Origin of the sequence: Mesorhizobium sp. BR115XR7A (assembly GCF_020165315.1) — a bacterium.
Lineage (GTDB): Bacteria > Pseudomonadota > Alphaproteobacteria > Rhizobiales > Rhizobiaceae > Mesorhizobium > Mesorhizobium australicum.
In genome coordinates, this window is record NZ_JAIUHW010000001.1 from 486,583 (window position 1) to 504,790 (window position 18,208).

At 62.9% G+C, this 18,208-nt stretch carries 10 protein-coding genes; 3 read left to right on the forward strand and 7 right to left on the reverse strand.

Translation table 11 applies throughout. The features are described 5' to 3' along the window. Positions 1-263: 263 nt before the first annotated feature. Positions 264-740 (reverse strand): hypothetical protein, encoded by a 477-nt coding sequence (locus tag LB557_RS02670; RefSeq protein ID WP_140661918.1) that lies wholly within the window; start codon positions 738-740, stop codon positions 264-266. A gap of 9 nt (positions 741-749) precedes the next feature. Further along, a complete protein-coding gene (locus LB557_RS02675) occupies positions 750-1,232 on the reverse strand; it encodes a YidB family protein (protein WP_224641527.1) in 483 nt (160 codons plus the stop codon). A 351-nt stretch (positions 1,233-1,583) separates the two neighbouring features. Here LB557_RS02675 and LB557_RS02680 point away from each other — a divergent pair, with 351 nt between their 5' ends. Next, complete coding sequence (locus LB557_RS02680; RefSeq protein ID WP_224641525.1) at positions 1,584-2,216, forward strand: hypothetical protein; 633 nt, start codon at positions 1,584-1,586, stop codon at positions 2,214-2,216. 134 nt (positions 2,217-2,350) lie between these two features. Continuing rightward, positions 2,351-4,036 (forward strand): hypothetical protein, encoded by a 1,686-nt coding sequence (locus tag LB557_RS02685; protein WP_224641523.1) that lies wholly within the window; start codon positions 2,351-2,353, stop codon positions 4,034-4,036. A gap of 30 nt (positions 4,037-4,066) precedes the next feature. Here LB557_RS02685 and LB557_RS02690 read toward each other — a convergent pair whose 3' ends face one another. Continuing rightward, on the reverse strand, positions 4,067-4,468 hold the full coding sequence (locus LB557_RS02690; protein WP_140617099.1) for a hypothetical protein: 402 nt from the start codon (positions 4,466-4,468) through the stop codon (positions 4,067-4,069). A gap of 71 nt (positions 4,469-4,539) precedes the next feature. Further along, positions 4,540-5,226 (reverse strand): D-lyxose/D-mannose family sugar isomerase, encoded by a 687-nt coding sequence (locus LB557_RS02695; RefSeq protein ID WP_015318300.1) that lies wholly within the window; start codon positions 5,224-5,226, stop codon positions 4,540-4,542. Between the two features lie 198 nt (positions 5,227-5,424). On the opposite strand from LB557_RS02695, the gene LB557_RS02700 reads away from it, so the two are divergent. Continuing rightward, positions 5,425-6,483: a D-TA family PLP-dependent enzyme gene (locus tag LB557_RS02700; protein WP_224529927.1), complete on the forward strand. Its 1,059-nt coding sequence runs from the start codon at positions 5,425-5,427 to the stop codon at positions 6,481-6,483. 8 nt (positions 6,484-6,491) lie between these two features. Here LB557_RS02700 and LB557_RS02705 read toward each other — a convergent pair whose 3' ends face one another. The 3 genes from LB557_RS02705 to LB557_RS02715 form a co-directional block, all read right to left on the reverse strand. Beyond that, positions 6,492-7,253: a heme ABC transporter permease gene (locus LB557_RS02705; protein ID WP_140717704.1), complete on the reverse strand. Its 762-nt coding sequence runs from the start codon at positions 7,251-7,253 to the stop codon at positions 6,492-6,494. Between the two features lie 76 nt (positions 7,254-7,329). Continuing rightward, complete coding sequence (locus tag LB557_RS02710) at positions 7,330-9,102, reverse strand: glucan ABC transporter ATP-binding protein/ permease (protein WP_015318303.1); 1,773 nt, start codon at positions 9,100-9,102, stop codon at positions 7,330-7,332. A 371-nt stretch (positions 9,103-9,473) separates the two neighbouring features. After that, positions 9,474-18,062, reverse strand: a complete 8,589-nt coding sequence (locus tag LB557_RS02715; RefSeq protein ID WP_224641520.1) for a GH36-type glycosyl hydrolase domain-containing protein — start codon at positions 18,060-18,062, stop codon at positions 9,474-9,476. Positions 18,063-18,208 lie beyond the last annotated feature (146 nt).

Below are 18,208 nucleotides of genomic sequence, written 5' to 3' on the forward strand. Positions count from 1 at the left end.
TTTTTCTCCCAACATTAGCGGAACCACTTTGTTCCTGGAGCTTCGATGCCGTGCTCACGTGTACCCGTCTCGACGATGCCGGCAGCGAAGGGCCTCGCCGGCGAGCGGTCGCGTCCAGGGCCGCGACTCTCAAGCGTGGGCAGCCAGGAGGCGCACAACCGTTGACGTCGGGCTTTGATCGGACCGGCCTCTGGAGATCGATACGATGCCCTACCAGCAGGACATGCAAGCAGCGCCATCCAGCCGTGTTGTATACGGCTTGGTTAACAACCATCGGCCCTTAGCGATCTTACCATGCGAACGACAATCGGATCGTAGGGGAGCTTTTCGTCACGACTATAGGTGGCCGTAAACAATGCCGCGCGGCCGTCGCAGACTTTGACGGCCCGGACATACAGTATCTGACCGTCCTTCAGCCCAGAATAGCTGGCCCATTGCGGCGTCACTCGCTTATAGGTCAACCTCCAGCCGTCGTGCTCATTCACTGCCATGCGATGCTCTATCTCGGTGCGAAAACTCGCCTTGCCGAGTTGCGCCCCCCATACTGCGAGAAACGCTTTGTTTTTGCCCTCGAAGGCTGCCCCTTGGTCGGAACGCTGGGTTAGTACAAACCCCGGGGGAACATCGAACACGAAGCCGAGATGTTTGATCCCGAAGCCCTGCCATCCCTGAGCACCGAGCAGCGACGTGGGCACCATGGTGACAAGTAAACTCAGCAGAATATGGGGACCATATCTCATAGCCTGTTCCTATTGCTTCGGCGTCCCGCTCCCGGTCCGTGGCACGTCGTCTAGTAGGGTCGGCTCGACCGAGTCGTTCGTTCGGTGATTTGCTGGCGGCTTGCCGTTTGGGGTCATCTGGTTAACGGCGTCCGGCAGATCCCTGGTGATCCTCGCAATGAGCTCCTCGCGCGAGAGGCCAGTCTGCGTTGAAAGTGCCTCCAGCGTCTGCGCGTCAATAGCCTTTTCCACCTCATGAGGCTCGATCGGCTCGTTCGGCTCGGTGCCAACCCAGGAGTCCACCTTCGGGCCAGCACCTGCATTTTTAAAACGGTCGAGAATATCGCCAAGCGCGGTGCCGGCAACGCCCCTGGACACCTGGTCCAGTATCCCCCCTTGCGGATTGTTTGCATCGCGCTCTCCCGCTCCACGGATCATCTCTGCGATCGTGTCGCGGTTTTGATAAGCTAAGACCCCCAGCATAGCGATCGCAAGTCTTCCAGGATTGGCCACTCGTTCCTCCTGTGGTCTCGAGCTTGGAGAAGCTCTCGGCCTGCCAAAAGTTCCGCATTGGCCACCAAACCTTAGGTGGATACCTCCGGACGTGCACATGAGGTGGGCAAACGCGCCAGGAAGTCGATGCCTCACAAACCCGAAGCTAGTATCCTACTTTGTCCGTAAGCACCCGCAATTCAGGCTGAGGCGCGACCCAGAAAGTTCGAAAAGCTTCCAGGAACCCCAGCCAAGCGTTTTTCAATGAAAATGGTCACTTAGCGAAAATCGGAACCGGAACACTTTTCTGATGCATAAATCCGGCACATCGCTGTCGCCACGCTTCGCGAACAAATCCTGCAAGGCCGCCTGATGGTCACTGACACCGAGTTCATCGTCGAAAGCATCAGCCAAGGCTGCGTGATGCTTGCCGATGGCGAGTTCTTTATCGACAGGCTGGTGAAGTATGTCGGCAATGGGAGGATCCGCTGGCATGTCGAATTCCGTGGACATCGCATCGAGCTGACGACCGGCCAGCTCAAGAAGCAGCCTACCTTCCGACGGAAGATGCTCGAACAGGCCGGCGTGCTGCCGCCCCAGTGTCCCGGGGCCAACTACAGGCGATGGGTTCTCGATCTGAGGAGGAACGCCATCGAGCTTCCCTGGCGGGAGAGACCGGTCGATGCCGGTTTCGCCGTAGAAAGGCTTGTCGGTTATGGGGGCGACCGCTGGACGGTTGAATACCAAGGCAAGGCTATCAAGTTCACGACGACCAAACTGCGCAGGCAAACCAGCTTCCGCAAGAGGATGCTGCTCAAGGCCAAGGTGCTGCCGCCCCGGATGGACCCGGTTGCCTATCGGAAGTGGGTGGACTGGCTGATTCAAAACGCCACCGAGGCCGCCCCGCGGGCCGGCGATGCCGTAATGACCGAGAAAAGTTGGCTTGACGACCTGCCGGAGTTAGGCGGCTGGCAAGACGAAGCGGCGCCCGAGGCAACCGACTAGAACGGCGCGCTGCCGCTCTTCACATTCACCCCAAAGCCATGGTGTTTGCCACGGCTCCGAATTTCGGAACACATTGATCGCGAAGAATCTGGCCAGGGCTTGGCTCGTGGCGAACCAGACTTGAATGAGACCCCATGGATCGCTTCAATCTCGGCGCCTACCGCCGCCCGATCTCCACCCGCTCCACCGAGACCCAGCGCTGGTTCGATATCGGTCTTAACTGGTGCTACGGCTTCAACCATGAGGAAGGCATCAAGTGCTTTGAGAAGGCACTGGAGACCGATCCGGACTGCCCGATGGTTCATTGGGGAATCGCCTATGCAGCCGGACCCTTCTACAATCTGACCTGGAAGGAGCATGGCGAGGCCGAGGCAAACAGCGCGACGAAGCGTTGCTTCGAGCATGTCCAGCTCGCGCGCGCCAGTGCGGTTGCAGCCAGCGAGGTCGAAAGACAATTGATCGGGGCATTGGCCTGCCGTTTCCAGAAACCGCACCGGGTGATGCCACAGGAATTCGAGCAATGGGACGACGCCTATGCCGCCGCAATGCGGCGGGTCCATGAAAACTTTCCCGACGATCACGATGTGATGGCGCTTCTCGTCGAGGCGCTGATGATGCGCACGGTGCGGCGCCTGTGGAATCTCAAGACCGGTGAACCGGCGCCGAATTCCGACGTCGTCGAAGCGCTGGAGGTTTGCGAGCGGTCAATCCTGCTCGCAGACGAGGCCGGCACCGCCCAGCATCCGGCGATCGTCCACCTGCACATCCATCTGCTGGAAATGTCGACCCAGCCGGAGCGCGGCATGCGCTCGGCCGATCTGCTCGGCGAGATGTGCCCCGATGCCGGGCACATGAACCACATGCCGGGGCATATCTATGTGCTGTGCGGCGAGTATGAGAAGGCGAAGCTCGCCAGCGAAAAGGCGGTTCGGGCCAACGACCTTTATATCGCCTACGCCAATGAGCCGACCTATTATCTGCTCGGCTGCTGCCACGATCTGCACCTGATGATGTTCACCTGCATGTTGTCGGGCCAGTACCAGCCGGCGCTGTGGGCCGCCGACAAGGTGCGCAGCCTGGTGACGCGTGACGTGGTCGCCATCCAGGATCGGCCCAAACTCACCCGGACCGTGGAAGGTTATCATGCGATGAAATCGCACGTGCTGGTGCGCTTCGGTCGCTGGCGGGAAATCATCGACGAGCCGGCAACCGAAGAGCCCGGCCTCTATGTGCTGACGGCGGCCATGCAGCATTACGCCAAGGGCGTGGCGCATGCGACGCTGAGGCAATTCACCGACGCCGAGCGCGAGCGTGAACGCTTCCACCAGCATCTCGAAGGCATTCCAGCCGAGCGGCGTTTTCTCAGCAACCCGGCCCGCGCCTCGCTCGCCGTCGGTGCCGCCTTGCTCGACGGCGAGCTTGCCTACCATCAGGGCCGGCACGAGCAGGCCTATGGCCATCTCAGGCAAGCGGTCGAGCTGGACGACAATCTGTCCTACACCGAGCCCTGGGCATGGATGCACCCGCCGCGCCATGCGCTGGCGGCGCTGCTTCTCGACCAGGGCCACGCGCAAGAGGCCGAGCAGGTCTATCGCGACGATCTCGGCCTGAGCGGCAATGTGCAGCGCTGCGCCCAGCACCCGGACAATGTCTGGGCGCTGCACGGGCTGGTGGAATGTTTGGGGCGGCGCGGCGAGAGCCAAGAGCTGCCTGTACTGCAGGCTAAACTCGCCACGGCGCTGGCCAAGGCCGATGTGCCGATCAGCTCATCGTGCCTGTGCCGGACGGGCGTGCAATCGGCACTCAGCTGTTGTCATTGATGCCCATCGCGCCCTTCCCGGGCAGTTCAATCATGGAATGCTGAAGGGCACTGATTCAGCAACCGTTCCATCAATGGCCAAATCAACCCGATAGGTGCCCTCCGGCCATCCCGCCGTTGGTTTGGTGAGTTGTGAATCAGCCTGATTGTTGGCTCCTACGTCGAGGTCGACCTTGTCGATCGTATAGTTTTCCGGCGCGGCGCCGTGGGAATCAACCGAAACCCAGGAGAATGTGATTTTCGAGGTTGGCGCGATATCCACAAGGTCAGCCGAGACGTAGATCACCGGTGTCTCGACAGGGAAGTTGCTCTGAGGCGTTCCCCCGTCCTTCGTCGCGGAAAGGACGATATTGGTGAAGCCCGCCGCTTGGACCGGCATACCGAAACTGAGCGCCGCCAAGGCGGCAATGGCTAGAACCAGAGCTGATTTCAAGACTTATTTCTCCTCGGGCTTGGGTGCTGGCCCCGCAAATCGGGGTCAAAGCGGGTTGAGGACGGATGCCGTCAGCCCAGCCATTTGTCATAGTCGGCCACCAATAGATGCAACGGCGGTGTGTCTTCCTCGATATCGGCGAAACGGCCGATCGGCTCGCGGAAGACGTTGTCCGTGCGATCGTCATTGACGGTCGACACCTCGCCGATCAGGACATCCTTGCCCTCGGCCCAGAAGGCGTGCCAGACGCCGGGCAAGAGCGTGACGCTTTGGCCCGGATCGAGCTTCAGCAGTCCGCCGGCCGGCAGCCTGTGGATGGTTCCGTCGACCGGCACCGAAACCTCGGCCTTGGGGTCGATGCCGCCGTCGCGGTCATGCATGAACAGTTCAAGCACCAGCTTGCCGCCGCCGCGGTTGATGATGTCTTCGGCCTTGATGTTGTGGCGGTGCATCGGCGACATCTGCTCCTTGCGCGAAATCATGATCTTCTCGGCATAGAGCATGCCCATGCCCTTCTTCATGTCCTCGTAGCGGCCGTTGCGAACGGTGAACAGGAACAGGCCGAGATCGTCGAACTTGCCCTGGCCATAGTCGGTGATGTCCCAGCCGAGCCGCGAGGTGAAGATGGCCGAAGAATCGACCTGGCGCGCCTTCATCTCTTCCGGCGACCAGTAGGCGAAGGGCGGCATGATATAGCCGAACGAGCGGATGAAAGCGTCGGCTTCGCGGATGATGTCGTTGATGGCGGAGCGTTTCATGATGATGACCCTCGTGTCGATTTTTCCGACAATCGCATAGCCGAACGCCGGTGCGGTGTCGATCCACCTTGCCTGATCGAGCCCTGCCTGTTGGAGCCTTGCGCGTGCCACCCATGGCCAACAGATCGCGGCCCGCTGGCCGCGTGACATCGCGTGCTTTGAGGCTCATAACCCTTGCGAATTGCACAGGGATAGCCGATGCCGACCATCCATGACCTCGATACGCCTTCGATCCTGATCGACGTCGCGCGCGCCGAAGCCAACATTGCTCGTGCACAGGCTCATGCCGACAAGAACGGACTGAAGCTCAGGCCGCACATCAAGACGCACAAGCTGCCTTATTGGGCGAAGAAGCAAATGGCGGCAGGTGCAGTCGGCATCACGTGCCAGAAGATCGGCGAGGCCGAGGTAATGGCCGACGCCGGGCTGACCGATATCTTTCTTCCCTACAACATCCTGGGACGCGCCAAGCTCGAGCGGCTGAAGGCGCTGCATGGCCGCGTGACCCTGTCGGTGACGGCCGACAGCATGGACACGCTGGAAGGGCTCGCGGCAGCTTTCACCGATGCCGGCCATCCTCTGCCCGTGCTGGTCGAATGCGATACCGGCATGGGTCGCTGCGGCGTGCAGACAGCCAATGAAGCGGTAGCGCTGGCGAAGATGATCGACAAGGCGGGCGGCCTTGCCCTTGGCGGGCTGATGACCTATCCGGCCGCCGGCCGGGCAGTGGAGGCCGAAGCCTGGCTTGCCGACGCCAAACAGGCGTTGGCGGCTTCAGGGCTCGCCTGTGAGCGCATTTCCAGCGGCGGCACGCCCGACATGTGGCGTTCCGCCGATACCTCCGTCGTCACCGAATACCGGCCCGGCACCTACATCTATCTCGACCGCTACCAAGTCGCCAAAGGTGTCGGCAGCCTCGACGATTGCGCGCTGACGGTGCTTGCGACCGTGGTCAGCCATCCGACAGCGACGCGCGCCATTCTCGATAGCGGCAGCAAGGCCCTGTCCAGCGATACGCTAGGGCTAAAGGATTTTGGAGAGTTGATGGGCGTCCCCGGAGCACTGGTGACGGGCCTGAGCGAGGAGCACGGCACGGTCACGCTTTCCGCCGACGGCAGGCTGCGCATTGGCGAACGCGTGCGCGTCGTGCCAGACCACTGCTGCGTCGTCACCAACCTGTTCAACGAGGTCAATCTGATAGACGGTGAGAAGGTTCTCGAAACGCTGCCGGTGGCGGCACGCGGGCTGATGACATGAGATTCTAGCTAGACCGGACGCTCCGCCTGCCGCGCTGCCACCCGCCGCATGGCTATCACCCGGCGGCGGCGGATTTCGGTGCGCATTGCCATCAGGTGCAGCGCGAAGAACAGCACGGTAAAGCCGAAAGCCATCACCAGCAGAGGCCAGAGCAGGCTCGGGTCGATGGTAGGGCCGCCGAGCCGGAACACCGAGGCAGGCTGGTGCAGCGTGTTCCACCAGTCGACCGAGAATTTGATGATCGGGATATTGATGAAGCCAACCAGCGTGATGATAGCGGCGGCCCAGGCGGCGCGGCTGGCATCATCCAGCGCACGGGTCAGCGCAATGATGCCGAGATACATCAGGAACAGCACGAAGACGGAAGTCAGGCGGGCGTCCCAGACCCACCAGGTGCCCCACATCGGCTTGCCCCAGATCGAACCGGTGATCAGCGCCAGCGCGGTGAACACCGCTCCAATGGGTGCGGCCGATTTCAGCGCGACATCGGCCAGCGGATGGCGCCAGACCAGCGTGCCAAGCGCGGAGACCGCCATCAGCGTGTAGCACATCATGGCGAGCCAGGCGAAAGGCACGTGGATGTACATGATGCGAACGGTGATACCCTGCTGGAAATCCTCGGGCGCGGTGAAGCTCATATAGAGGCCAATCGCGAGGGTGAGCGCGGCGAGCGCCGCCAGCCACGGCACAAGCTTGTCCGCAAGCCCGACGAACCGCGTTGGATTGGCGAGATCGGTCAAGCCGCTCAGGCGTGAGGTGATGTCACTCATGCCACTTTACATAGACCGCCGATGCGTTTGAGGCAATCGAGCGGCGGTGTCGCAGCTCTGCGGAACCGTTAATGGCTCAGGCGGCCTCGCCCTGCACCGACCGGCTGAGGCGGCGGACTTCCTCGTCGTTGAGCAGGCCGCCGGCGCGCAGCAGGCTGGCGAAGCGGCCGTTGCGCAGCGACAGTTCGGCAAAGCCACCCATCTCGACCACCCTGCCCTTGTCCATGAACACGACCAGATCGGCGTCGCGGACGGTGGTCAGGCGGTGGGCGATGATGAAAGTGGTGCGGTCGCGGCGCAATTCGTCAATCGCTTCCTTGACGCGGTCCTCGGTCTCGACGTCGAGTGCGCTGGTCGCCTCGTCGAGCACCAGGATCGGGGCATCCTTCAGCACGGCACGGGCAATGGCGATGCGCTGGCGCTCGCCGCCCGAGAGCTGGCCGCCACGTTCGCCGACCACCGTGTCGTAGCCATTGCTCTTGGCTAGGATGAAATCCTGCGCCGCGGCCGCGGTGGCGGCGGCATGGATCTCGTCGTTGGTCGCATCGGCGCGGCCGACGCGGATGTTGTCCTCGATCGAGCGGTTCAAAAGCCCGGCGTCCTGGAACACGGTGGCGATCGAATGGCGCAGCGACTTGCGGGTCACCGTGCGGGTATCGATGCCGTCGATCAGGATACGGCCACTGGACGGCGAGAAGACGCGCTGCAGCAAGTTGATGAGCGTGGTCTTGCCCGCACCGGTCGGTCCGACGATGGCGACGGTCTGGCCGGCCTGCACCTCGAAGGACACGTCGCTGACGCCCTGCCCCGAATTGGCGAACTCGAAGCTGACATCCTCGAAACGGACATGGCCGGTGACGTTGGCAAGGTCGCGCAGACCATCCGGCTCGGCGGTATCGGCGGCCGAGTCCTCGAGCTTGTAGAAATCCTCGAGCTTGGCGCGAGCTTCCGAAATCTGGTTCGCGAAAGCCGACATCTGATCGAGCCGTGAGATCAGCAGCGTGGCGAAGCCGGTGAAGGCGATGACGTCACCGATGCGCAGCTGGCCATGAGTGACCAGGTAAGCGCCGATCAGAAGCACCACCATCATCGAGATCGTCGACGACAGCCGATTGAGCGCATTGGCGATAGCCCACCAGTCGAGCACCGGGTTCTGCGCGTCGAGCAGGTTCTTGACGTAGCCACGCAGCGCCTCGGCCTCGTAGCCGAGACGGTTGTAGCTCTGCAGCACGGCGACGTTGCTCACCGAGTCCGTCACATGCGCGAATACCTTGTGATAGTGGCGCTCGACCGCAGCTTGGCCTTCCTTGGTGCGCTTCATCACCAGGCGGCCGATGCCGACATAGAGCACGCCGAGCACGAGCAGAACCATCGACATGCGCACATCCATGCTGAGCGCCGTCGGAACCAGCAGAACGAGCGCGACAGCGGTCGACAAGTGCTGGCGCATGAATTCAAGCCAGAGGCTGAACAGAGTCTCGACGGCGCGCAGCAGCGTGTGGAGGGCATTCGAGGTGCCACGCTGATGATGCCAGGCGAGCGGCATGGTGATGACGCGCTCGAACGACTGACAGAGCACTTCGCTGCGCCGGGCGTGCGCGAACCGGTCGGCGCCGCGCGCCACCAGGACGAAAGCCATGACATTGAAGGCGCCGAGGCCGGCCCACACGGCGAGCGTGGAGAAAACCGAACCGTGCGCGGAAATCGCGTCGATGACCCGGCCGAACATGATCGGCTCAAGTATCGCGATGGCTGCAAGAGCGACGTTGGCCGAACAGATCAGCGCGACGCGCTTCTTGTCGGCAGCCAGATACCCCAGCGCTCTCCAATAGATCTGCAGAAGTGACACTTCAGCTACTCCGCCAACGTTCTATTGTGCCCAATACCAATATTGTGCACCGCACCATTTCCTGACACGTAACGGTTGATGCGTCGCAAAACAATGCCCGTCTATCTCTTCCGTTCCCATTTAGCGAACAAAAGATGACGACGATACGAAATCTGGCGTGATCACCTAACAGTTTGAGATAAAAGGTGAAATGTCAGCCTTGCGGCAAAATCATGGCAGTGGTCGAGCTGTGCCACATTTTTAATCACGGCAGGCCGGCATGACTTGGTCCGCGCGGCTGGCCAACGTCGTCGGCACCCCGCGCGCAAGTAAACAATGCACGGCATCGCGCGTCCCGGAGGACGCGCGATCTAATCACTAAATGGTTGATTTCATGCCGGTATCTTGACCACGACCTCGGTCTGGTCACCAGCTTTGGGTGCGAAGGACGTCGATTTTGTCTTCGAACCATTGACTTCGAGCGAGATCGTCTTGGCCTTTTTGTCGCGAATGACCTGGACCTTGATCTCGGCGCCCAGCATCTTGAGTGAAGCCTGGTAGCCATCCCAGTGGCTGGGCAGCTTCGGCCGGAATGTGATCTGCTTGCCGCGCCGTTCGATGCCCAGGATGCCTTCGACCGCCGCCCGATAAAGCCAGCCCGCCGAGCCGGTGTACCAGGTCCAGCCGCCGCGACCTCCCTTGTCATCGCCGGCGTAGATATCGGCCGCCACCACGTAGGGCTCGACGCGGTAGTGCTCGGCCGAGGCCTCGTCGAACGCGTGGTTGACCGGATTCAGCATCGAGAAGCAGCGATAAGCTTCATCGGTCTGCCCCATCTCGGCCAGCGCAATGACGAACCACGTCGCCGCGTGGGTATACTGGCCGCCATTCTCGCGCACGCCAGGTGGATAGCTCTTGATGTAGCCGGGGTCCTTCTGTGTCTTCGAGAAGGGTGGCGTGAACAGTTTGACGATCTTGAGACGGTCGTCGACGAGCAGCTTCGTCGCCTGCTCCATGGCCGTGGTCGACCGCGCCGGGTCGCCCTCGCCCGACAGCACGCTCCAGGACTGGGCGATGGAGTCGATCTTGCACTCCTGCGATGTACGCGAGCCCAAAGGCGTACCGTCATCGAAACTGCCGCGCCGGTACCATTCGCCGTCCCATGCCGTGCTTTCGAGTGCCCGCTTCAGCGCGTCGGCATGCTTTGCCCAGGCCTGTGCGCGCTTGGTGTCGCCCTCGGTCTTGGCGACCGCGGCGAAGTCGCCCAGCGTCTTCAACAGGAACCAACCCAGCCACACGCTCTCGCCCTTGCCGTGTTCGCCGACACGGTTCATGCCGTCGTTCCAGTCGCCGCCAAGGATCAGCGGCAGGCCGGCTGGACTGCTGCGCTTGATGGCAAGGTCGAGCGCACGCGCGCAGTGGTCGTAGAGCGACACTGTCTTCTTCGAGATTTCCGGGGTGAAGAAGGCGTCGTGCTCGCCTTCACCCAGCGCCTGTCCATCGAGGAAAGGCAGTTGCTCCTTCAGGATGGCGGCGTCGCCGGTCACCATGAGATAGCGGGACGTGGCGTGGGCGAGCCACACCACGTCGTCGGAGATCAGGGTACGCACGCCGGCGCCGGTCCGCGGCAGCCACCAATGCTGCACGTCGCCCTCCGGGAACTGCCGCCGCGCGGCGTTGAGGATCTGGTCGCGCGCCAGCGTCGGGTCGTGCGCCAGCAAGGCGAGCGTGTCCTGCAACTGGTCGCGGAAGCCGAAGGCGCCGCTTGCCTGGTAGAAGGCCGAGCGGGCGCGGATGCGGCAGGCAAGGCTCTGATAGGGCAGCCAGTGATTGACCATGGCATCGAGTGCCTTGTCCGGCGTCTCGACCTGGATGGTGTCGAGGAAGGCGCGCCATTCGCGCTCATTGTCGGCCAGGCGCTGGTCGAAGTCCTTGCCCCGGTGCGTCTGCACCAACGCGCTCGCCTGCGCCGCGGAATCGGCATCGCCGAGCAGCCAGATAAGTGTGACGTCGGCGCCGGCCGGAATCTCGACGTCGCGAGCGATCGCCGCGCAAGGATCATCTCCGGCCTCGACGCGACCCGACAGGGCCGAACCGCTCAGCACCGCCTGTGGCAGCTCGCTGGACCCGTGCCGGCCGAGGAATTCGGCCCGGTCTGACGTCACCGAGTGGACGCCGGTGTCGGCGGCGAGGAAGGCCACCCGCTCGCTGAAATCGAGCCCGTAGGGATTTTGCGCCAGCAACGCGCCGGTGGCTCCGTCGCGGGACGGCACTATGGTTGCCGCGGTGCGCGACCGATGCCCGCCAAGCACCCATTCGGCGTAAGCATAGACGCGCAGCCGAGCCGGTACCGGGCCGGAATTCTGGATGCGCAGCCGCGTGATCTTCACCGGATCGATGGGATCGACGACATGGGTCAGGTCCATCGACAACGGTCCGCGCTTCGAGCGGAAGGTCGAGAAGCCCTGGCCATGCCAGGCCTCGTAGGTCATCGAGGGATCGCGCACCACCGCTGCGAGCGGAGAGAACGCCTTGCCGCTGGCCTGGTCGTAAATATAGACGCCCTCGCCCGGCCGGTTGGACACCGGATCGTTCGACCATGGCGTCAGCTGGTAATCGCGGCTGTTGCGGCTCCAGGTGAAGGCCGCTCCCTCGGCCGAGGTGTGGAAGCCGAACGACGCGTTGGAGACGACGTTGATCCAGGGTTGCGGCGTCGTGCGCCGGCCAGCCAGGCGCACCACATAGTGCCGCCCGTCGCCGTCGAAGCCGCCGAAACCATTCCACAGGCTTAGGCCGGAGCCATCGGCGCTGACGTCGGCCACAGCCTGCGAGGCGAATGCATGCATCTGCGGTGCGAGCGCCGCGATTTCGCGCGAACCCGGCAATCCTGCCGGCTGCAGGCCATCGCGCGCCTGCAGCGCGGCCGCCTCGGCCCGTTCGATCTGGTCGAAGATGGTGCCGTTACGTGTATGCAGCACAACCCGGGCGACGGCGAGCAGCGTCTTGTAGGTGGTTTCCTCCATCAGGTCGCGGCGCACCGCGAAAATGTGCTGGCGGGGTCCGAGTTCCTTGCCGCGCAAGCGGCTGTTTTCGCACAGCGTCTCGACCGCGCGCTGCAGATCCTGGACATAGGACGAAGCCTGCTCGTTGACGACGACGAAGTCGATCATCATGCCGCGGGTGCGCATGTATTCCTGGAAGCGCAACGCCTGGGCTACGATCTCGAGATCGGCAACGTCACCGATCCTGACCAGGAAGATCGGGTAATCGCCCGAAATACTGGTCGGCCACAGGCTCGACTGCTTGCCCAACCCGGAAGCGATGGACTCGGCCGGCAACCGCAGGAACGGGTCGGGATAGATCAGATAGCGCGCCAGTTTCTGCACATTGGCCGCGTCGGTCAGACTGAGGCCCATATGGCGGGTCTGCACCTGGCTACGCGTCCAGGCAAGCATCGCCTGCCGGGCAAAGCTCTCCTGATGGTCGAGCCGGCTTATCGCCTCCTCCAGCTCGGCACGGTTTGCCCCGACGACGGTCCAGAAGGTCAGCGATACTTTCTTGTTGGCGGGCACGCGCACCTGACGACGCAGCGAGGCGATGGGATCGAGCGTGAAGCCGGAATGGCCGCCAAGCCTGGCGCCTGGATCGAAGGCGGCGGCATCGACGATGGTGCGGCCACGGCCGATGAAGGCGCGCCTGTCGGTCTCGGCCTCGGCATCGCGCGCCGGTCCCGACGGATCGGTGACGAAATGCACCAGCGTCACATCCGGTTCGCTGGTTTCACGCTTGCGGCGCGTGGCGAAGATCGCGCCGTTGTTGGCGGCGATTTCCGTTTCCACGAACATTTTCGAGAAGGCCGGATGCGCGTTGTCGGAAGCTTCCGAACCCAGGACCAGTTCTGCAAAGGACGTCACCTCGATGTGACGGTCGGATGTGCTCTCATTGTAGAGCGTGATGCGACGGCCTTCGCCATTGCCCTCGGAGATGACGATGCACTCCACTTCGGAGCGCAGCGTGCCGACCAGCTTCACGAAGCTCGCCTTGTCATCGGAAAACAGGGCCTGCGTCTTTTCCTCGGCCGCGCGCCTGGGTTCCGAAGTCGCGGACCACCAGTCGCCAGTGGCGGCATCGCGCAGGAAGATGTAGGAGCCAAGCCGATCCTCGACCGGATCGGGCTGCCAGCGGGTGACGGAAAGATCGCCCCAGCGGCTGTAGCCGGAGCCGGTCGCGGTCACCATCACCGAATAGCGGCCATTCGACATCACATTGGTCGAACGCAACGCCCGCGCGGGATCGAGCACGATGCGGGTGTCAGGGCTCTCGGTCTCGGTCTCGTCCTTGGAGCGCTCGTCGGCCTCGGTGCGGACGGTCGCGGTCGGAATGTCGCGTGGCGCCCTCTCCTGCAGCAGCAGTTCGGCCGATTCAATGACCGGATCGCTGTGGAAGCGATCGCGCAGGCGACCTTCGAAGATGGCGTCGGCGACGGCGGCGATCGACATGCCCGAATGGTGGGCATAGTAGTTCAGCACGACCGCGTGGTTGGTGCCTTCCGGTACGCGCTGCGGCGTGAAGTCGACCGCATCGTAATAGCCATGACGGCCAAGCGCGCCGATCTCGCGCAGCCGGGTCAGATTCTGCACCGCCTCGCGCGGGTTGAACTGCGCCGCCATGATGGTCGCGTAAGGCGCAATCACCGTGTTCTGGCCAAGGCCACGCTTCAGCCCAAGCCCCGGCACGCCGAAATTGGTGTACTGATAGGTCAGTTCCCGGTCGCGGGCGTTGTAGGCCGCTTCCGAAATGCCCCACGGCACATTCTTCTGGCGGCCATACTGCATCTGGCGCTTGATGATCAGCTTGCTCGTCTGGTTGAGGATCGAGCCTTGCGGCTCCTTCATCACCAGCGGCGGCATCAGATATTCGAACATCGAGCCGGACCACGACATCAGCGCACCCTGGAAGCCGATCTCGACGATCGGGCGGCCAAGCCTGAACCAATGTTCGGTCGGCAGATCGCCCTTGGCGATGGCGAACAGGCTGGTCAACCGCGCCTCGGAGGCGAGAAGGTCGTAGCAGCTTTCGTCGAGCTGATGTTCCTCGACCCGGTAGCCGATCGACAAAAGCTTGCGCTCCGGCCGCATCAGGAAGGCGAACTCCATCTCGAAGGCGAAACGACGGGTGCGCTCGCGCAAGGTGAGCAGCTTGGCACGCAGAGCCTCGACGGCGTTCTCGTCACTGTGGGCGTCGTGGACGTGCGCCTCGCAGGTGGTTTCGAGCCTTGCCGTCCAGTCTACGATGACGTCGCTCTGCGGCGATGCGGCTTCGGTGTGAATGGCGGTGGCGAGCTTGCGGATTTCGCCGGCCAGGACCGCCAGGTTGATGGTGCGGATGGAGGCCATTTCCGGCTGTGCCTTGATCGTCTCCACCGCGCGCCGCATGCCGTCGAGGCGATCGACAAGGCGTTGGCGCAACGGGCGCAACTGACGGCGGTCGTCGGGCAGTTCATCGAGGCTTTCGCTCAGGATGGTCACCGTATCGAGGATGCCCTCGAAATCGCCCTGCAGGTGGACGGACGGGGCCTCCGCCCATTCGGCGCAGGCAGCCGCCACCGCCACCAGGTGGCCGGCGAGATTACCGCTGTCGACAGCCGAAATGTAGAGCGGATAGAGCGGCTTCAGCGTCGTGGTATCGTACCAGTTGAAGAGATGGCCACGATGGCGCGGCATGCTCTCGATGGTGGTCATGGTGGCGTCGATGCGGGTGATGGCATCGGACAGGCTGATCCAGCCGAAATCGCGTGCCGAGACGACCGAGAGCAAGTAGACGCCGATATTGGTCGGCGAGGTGCGCGGCGCCACGACTGGCGCGGGGCTCTCCTGGAAATTGTCCGGCGGCAGATTGTGATGCTCTGCCGTCACGAAGCTCTCGAAATAATGCCAGGTACGGCGCGCCACGGTGCGCAGCGTGTGGATGTCGGCTTGCGATATGCGCAGCCGATCCTCGGTTTCAGCGGAGCGGCTGATCCAGCTGGCGATCGCCGGCGAGCCGATCCAGAACAAGGCAAAGAAAAAGGCGACGAAGGCACCGGTGGAATCGGCCAGCACCGGAATGGCGAGGCCGACAAAGCCGATGATCACGGCGCCGTACATCATTCCGTAGTAGGAGCCGACATCGTTGTCGCCGGCCTTGTGCGCCTGCGAGGCGGTGCGCCATTCCAGGAGGTTCTGCCGGCTGACGAACAGCCGGTAGAGCGTGCGCACGATGGCATCGCCCATCATCCAGGCGTTATGTGCCATCAGCACGATCTTCAGCGCCACCATGGCGGTGCCGAAGGCAACGTCGCGCGCCAGCGCCGAGAAATGGCCGCGCGGCGTCTGGTCGCCGCTCTTGGGCAGGATGGCGTTGACGACGTCGAAGGTCGGCGCCATGAACAGGCTCAGGATCAGCAAGGCCTGCCACTGCGCGGCCTGCGTGAAGGGCAGCAAGGTCCAGCCGGCGATCGCCGCCATCACCCAGAAGATCGGCGTCAGCGAGCGGCGCAGATTGTCGACCATCTTCCAGCGCGACAGGGCCGGAACGCCGGAGCGCGGGTTGAAGATGTACCCCAAAAGCTGCCAGTCGCCGCGCGCCCAGCGATGGTGGCGCGAGGCATCGACCGAGTAGCGGGTCGGGTAATCCTCGACCAGTTCGACGTCGGTGACCAGCGCGGCGCGCGCCAGCGCGCCTTCGAGCAGATCGTGGCTGAGAATGGTGTTTTCCTCGATGCGGCCCTGCAAAGCGGCCTCGAAGGCATCGACATGATAGAGACCCTTGCCGGTGAAGGACCCGTCGCTGAAGACGTCCTGATAGAGGTCTGAAACAGCGAAGACGTAGGGATCGAGGCCGCGATTGGCCGAGAACACGCGCTGGAAGAACGAGGCTTCGTCGCCGCTGGTGAGCGAAGCGGTGATGCGCGGCTGCAGGATGGTGTAGCCGGCGGTGACGACGCGCCTGGCGGCGTCGAAATGCGGGCGGTTGAGCGGATGGCAAAGCTTGCCGACAAGGCTCGATACCGCATCGCGGGTGGTGCGGGTATCGGCGTCGAGCGTCATCACATGGACGACTTTTTCCGGCAGCGGCACTTCGAGCGGCAGGAAGGTGGTATCGCTGTCGCCGCGCAGCAACAGATCGAGTTCGTGCAGTTTGCCGCGCTTGCGCTCCCAACCCATCCAGGACCCTTGTGCAGCATTGTAGAGCCGGCGGCGGTGCAGGATGTAGAAGCGCGGCGCGCCTTCGGAGGGATAGCGCGCATTGAGGCGGGCGATTTCGGCACGGGCGAAGTCTAAGATCTCGGTATCGGCCGCATCGATCTCGATCTTGCTGTCGGGCCAATCCGAAAGCAGCGCGAAATGGATCTCGTCCGCCAGATTGGCAAGGTAATGCACTTCGATGTTGCGGATGTTTTCCTCGACATCGTCACGCGAGCCGATCAGGGACGGCACGACCACCAGGGTGCGCGCCTCTGGCGGCACGCCGTGCCGGTAGTCATAGCCGATCAGGCGTGTCGGCTTGAGGAAGAGCGAGACCACGGTGTTGAAGAAAGCGAGCGCGCCTTCGCTGGCCGGCACGGCAAACAGGGCCAGCATCAGCACGATGGACGGAACCGACAGGCCGAGATTGGAAAGGGCGTTGCCCGACAGGACGAGCAGCAGGACGGTCAGGGCGAAGACGGGCAGGACGATGCCAAGCCATCCGGTTTTGGCGAAGGTCCGCTTGACGATCTGGCTGATCGTGGGCCGATAACCGATCGTCTTTTCGAGTTCCAGCCGACGCGGGCCAACGAGATAGAAACCGACATCGGTGTGAACGGATGCAGCCTGGGCATCAACCCCCTTACCGCTCTCCGGGACGGTTTCGCTGACAGCATGGCCGGCCAGTTCGATGGCTTTTTCGGCGACACGGTACTCCGACAGGTTCGAGCGGCGTGCCAGTTCCTCGATCGCGGTGCGGTATTGATCGCGCGAGAAGAAGTCGAGCGCGGCGAAATCCGTGCGCTCGCGCAGCACGGTATCGATGCGACTGACGCCCTCGAACCACACCGTCCAGTCGACGTCGTTGATGAGGCGCAGGCCGCGAACGATGTTGCCGGTGGTCACATTGCCGCTGGACAGCGTCTGGTGCTCGGAAATGATGATTTCCTCGGCATCCGAGCCGGTCTTTTCGAGTTCGCCTTCCAGCCACTCCAGCGCCTTGCCGGCATTCTGCGATCCGTCACGCAGGCGATAGAGCAGCTGAGTGGCGAAGGTGGTGTCCTGTGCATGCGCGCTGAAATTGGCAAGGATCGCCTGCCGGTCCGGATTGTCGTCGGTCGCCAGCACCTTGTCGGCCACGTCGTTGGCGATCTGGCGCATCTGGCGGGTGCGGTTGACCCTGACCGCCAGGCGGCGGAGGTTTTCGATGAGCACGAAGCGCAAAAGGGACGGCAGTGCCCAGAGTTCGCCGATTTTCAGCGGCTCGACCGACTGAAAACCCTGGACGATGGACTTGAACATGGTCGCCGAGACGGAACTGTCGGAATGCGCGACATAGGTCCAGGCCAGAGCCAATGCGCGCGGCACGGTGCCGCCGTCGGGCAGTTTCAGCGTTGGCAATTGCCGGTAGAAGCGGCGCGGTAGGTCGCGTTTGACCTGGAAAATGGTTTCCTCGATCAGATAGTTGTTGTCGAGCAGCCACTGCGCGGCCGGCGTGATGGTTTCGCCCCTCCCCTGCGCGGCATTGGTCGACCGGTAGACTTCGAGGATCTTCTTGGCGCTGTCACGGATGCGGGCCTGGAAGTCGAACGGGATCAAGCCGAACAGATCCGTCAGATCGCCCTTGGCCAGGCTCTCGCCGAGCAGCCGGAGCCGTTCCTCCGGCAGGAATACCGATCGTATCGGCTCTTCCGTGATGGCCGGGAAGCTCGCGCTTGTCTTCTCGATCTGGGCTGGGTTCGTCTGAATATTCATTGAAAATTCCGTAAGCGGGCACTCAGCGGCGTCACCGCCACGGCAATGGCCCTAAAACCGGTTCAAATGCAATCGGCTGCATCAACCCCTATGCCGAAAGTTTGTTTCCGCACCACGACGGAGCGTCATCTTTCGACCAACTCAAA

Bases quoted from the DNA above. Each gene is read 5' to 3' on its own strand.
- LB557_RS02670 (WP_140661918.1), bottom strand. From the start codon at position 740: ATGAGATATGGTCCCCATATTCTGCTGAGTTTACTTGTCACCATGGTG.
- LB557_RS02680 (WP_224641525.1), top strand. From the start codon at position 1,584: ATGGTCACTGACACCGAGTTCATCGTCGAAAGCATCAGCCAAGGCTGC.
- LB557_RS02685 (WP_224641523.1), top strand. From the start codon at position 2,351: ATGGATCGCTTCAATCTCGGCGCCTACCGCCGCCCGATCTCCACCCGC.
- LB557_RS02695 (WP_015318300.1), bottom strand. From the start codon at position 5,226: ATGAAACGCTCCGCCATCAACGACATCATCCGCGAAGCCGACGCTTTC.
- LB557_RS02700 (WP_224529927.1), top strand. From the start codon at position 5,425: ATGCCGACCATCCATGACCTCGATACGCCTTCGATCCTGATCGACGTC.
- LB557_RS02705 (WP_140717704.1), bottom strand. From the start codon at position 7,253: ATGAGTGACATCACCTCACGCCTGAGCGGCTTGACCGATCTCGCCAAT.
- LB557_RS02715 (WP_224641520.1), bottom strand. From the start codon at position 18,062: ATGAATATTCAGACGAACCCAGCCCAGATCGAGAAGACAAGCGCGAGC.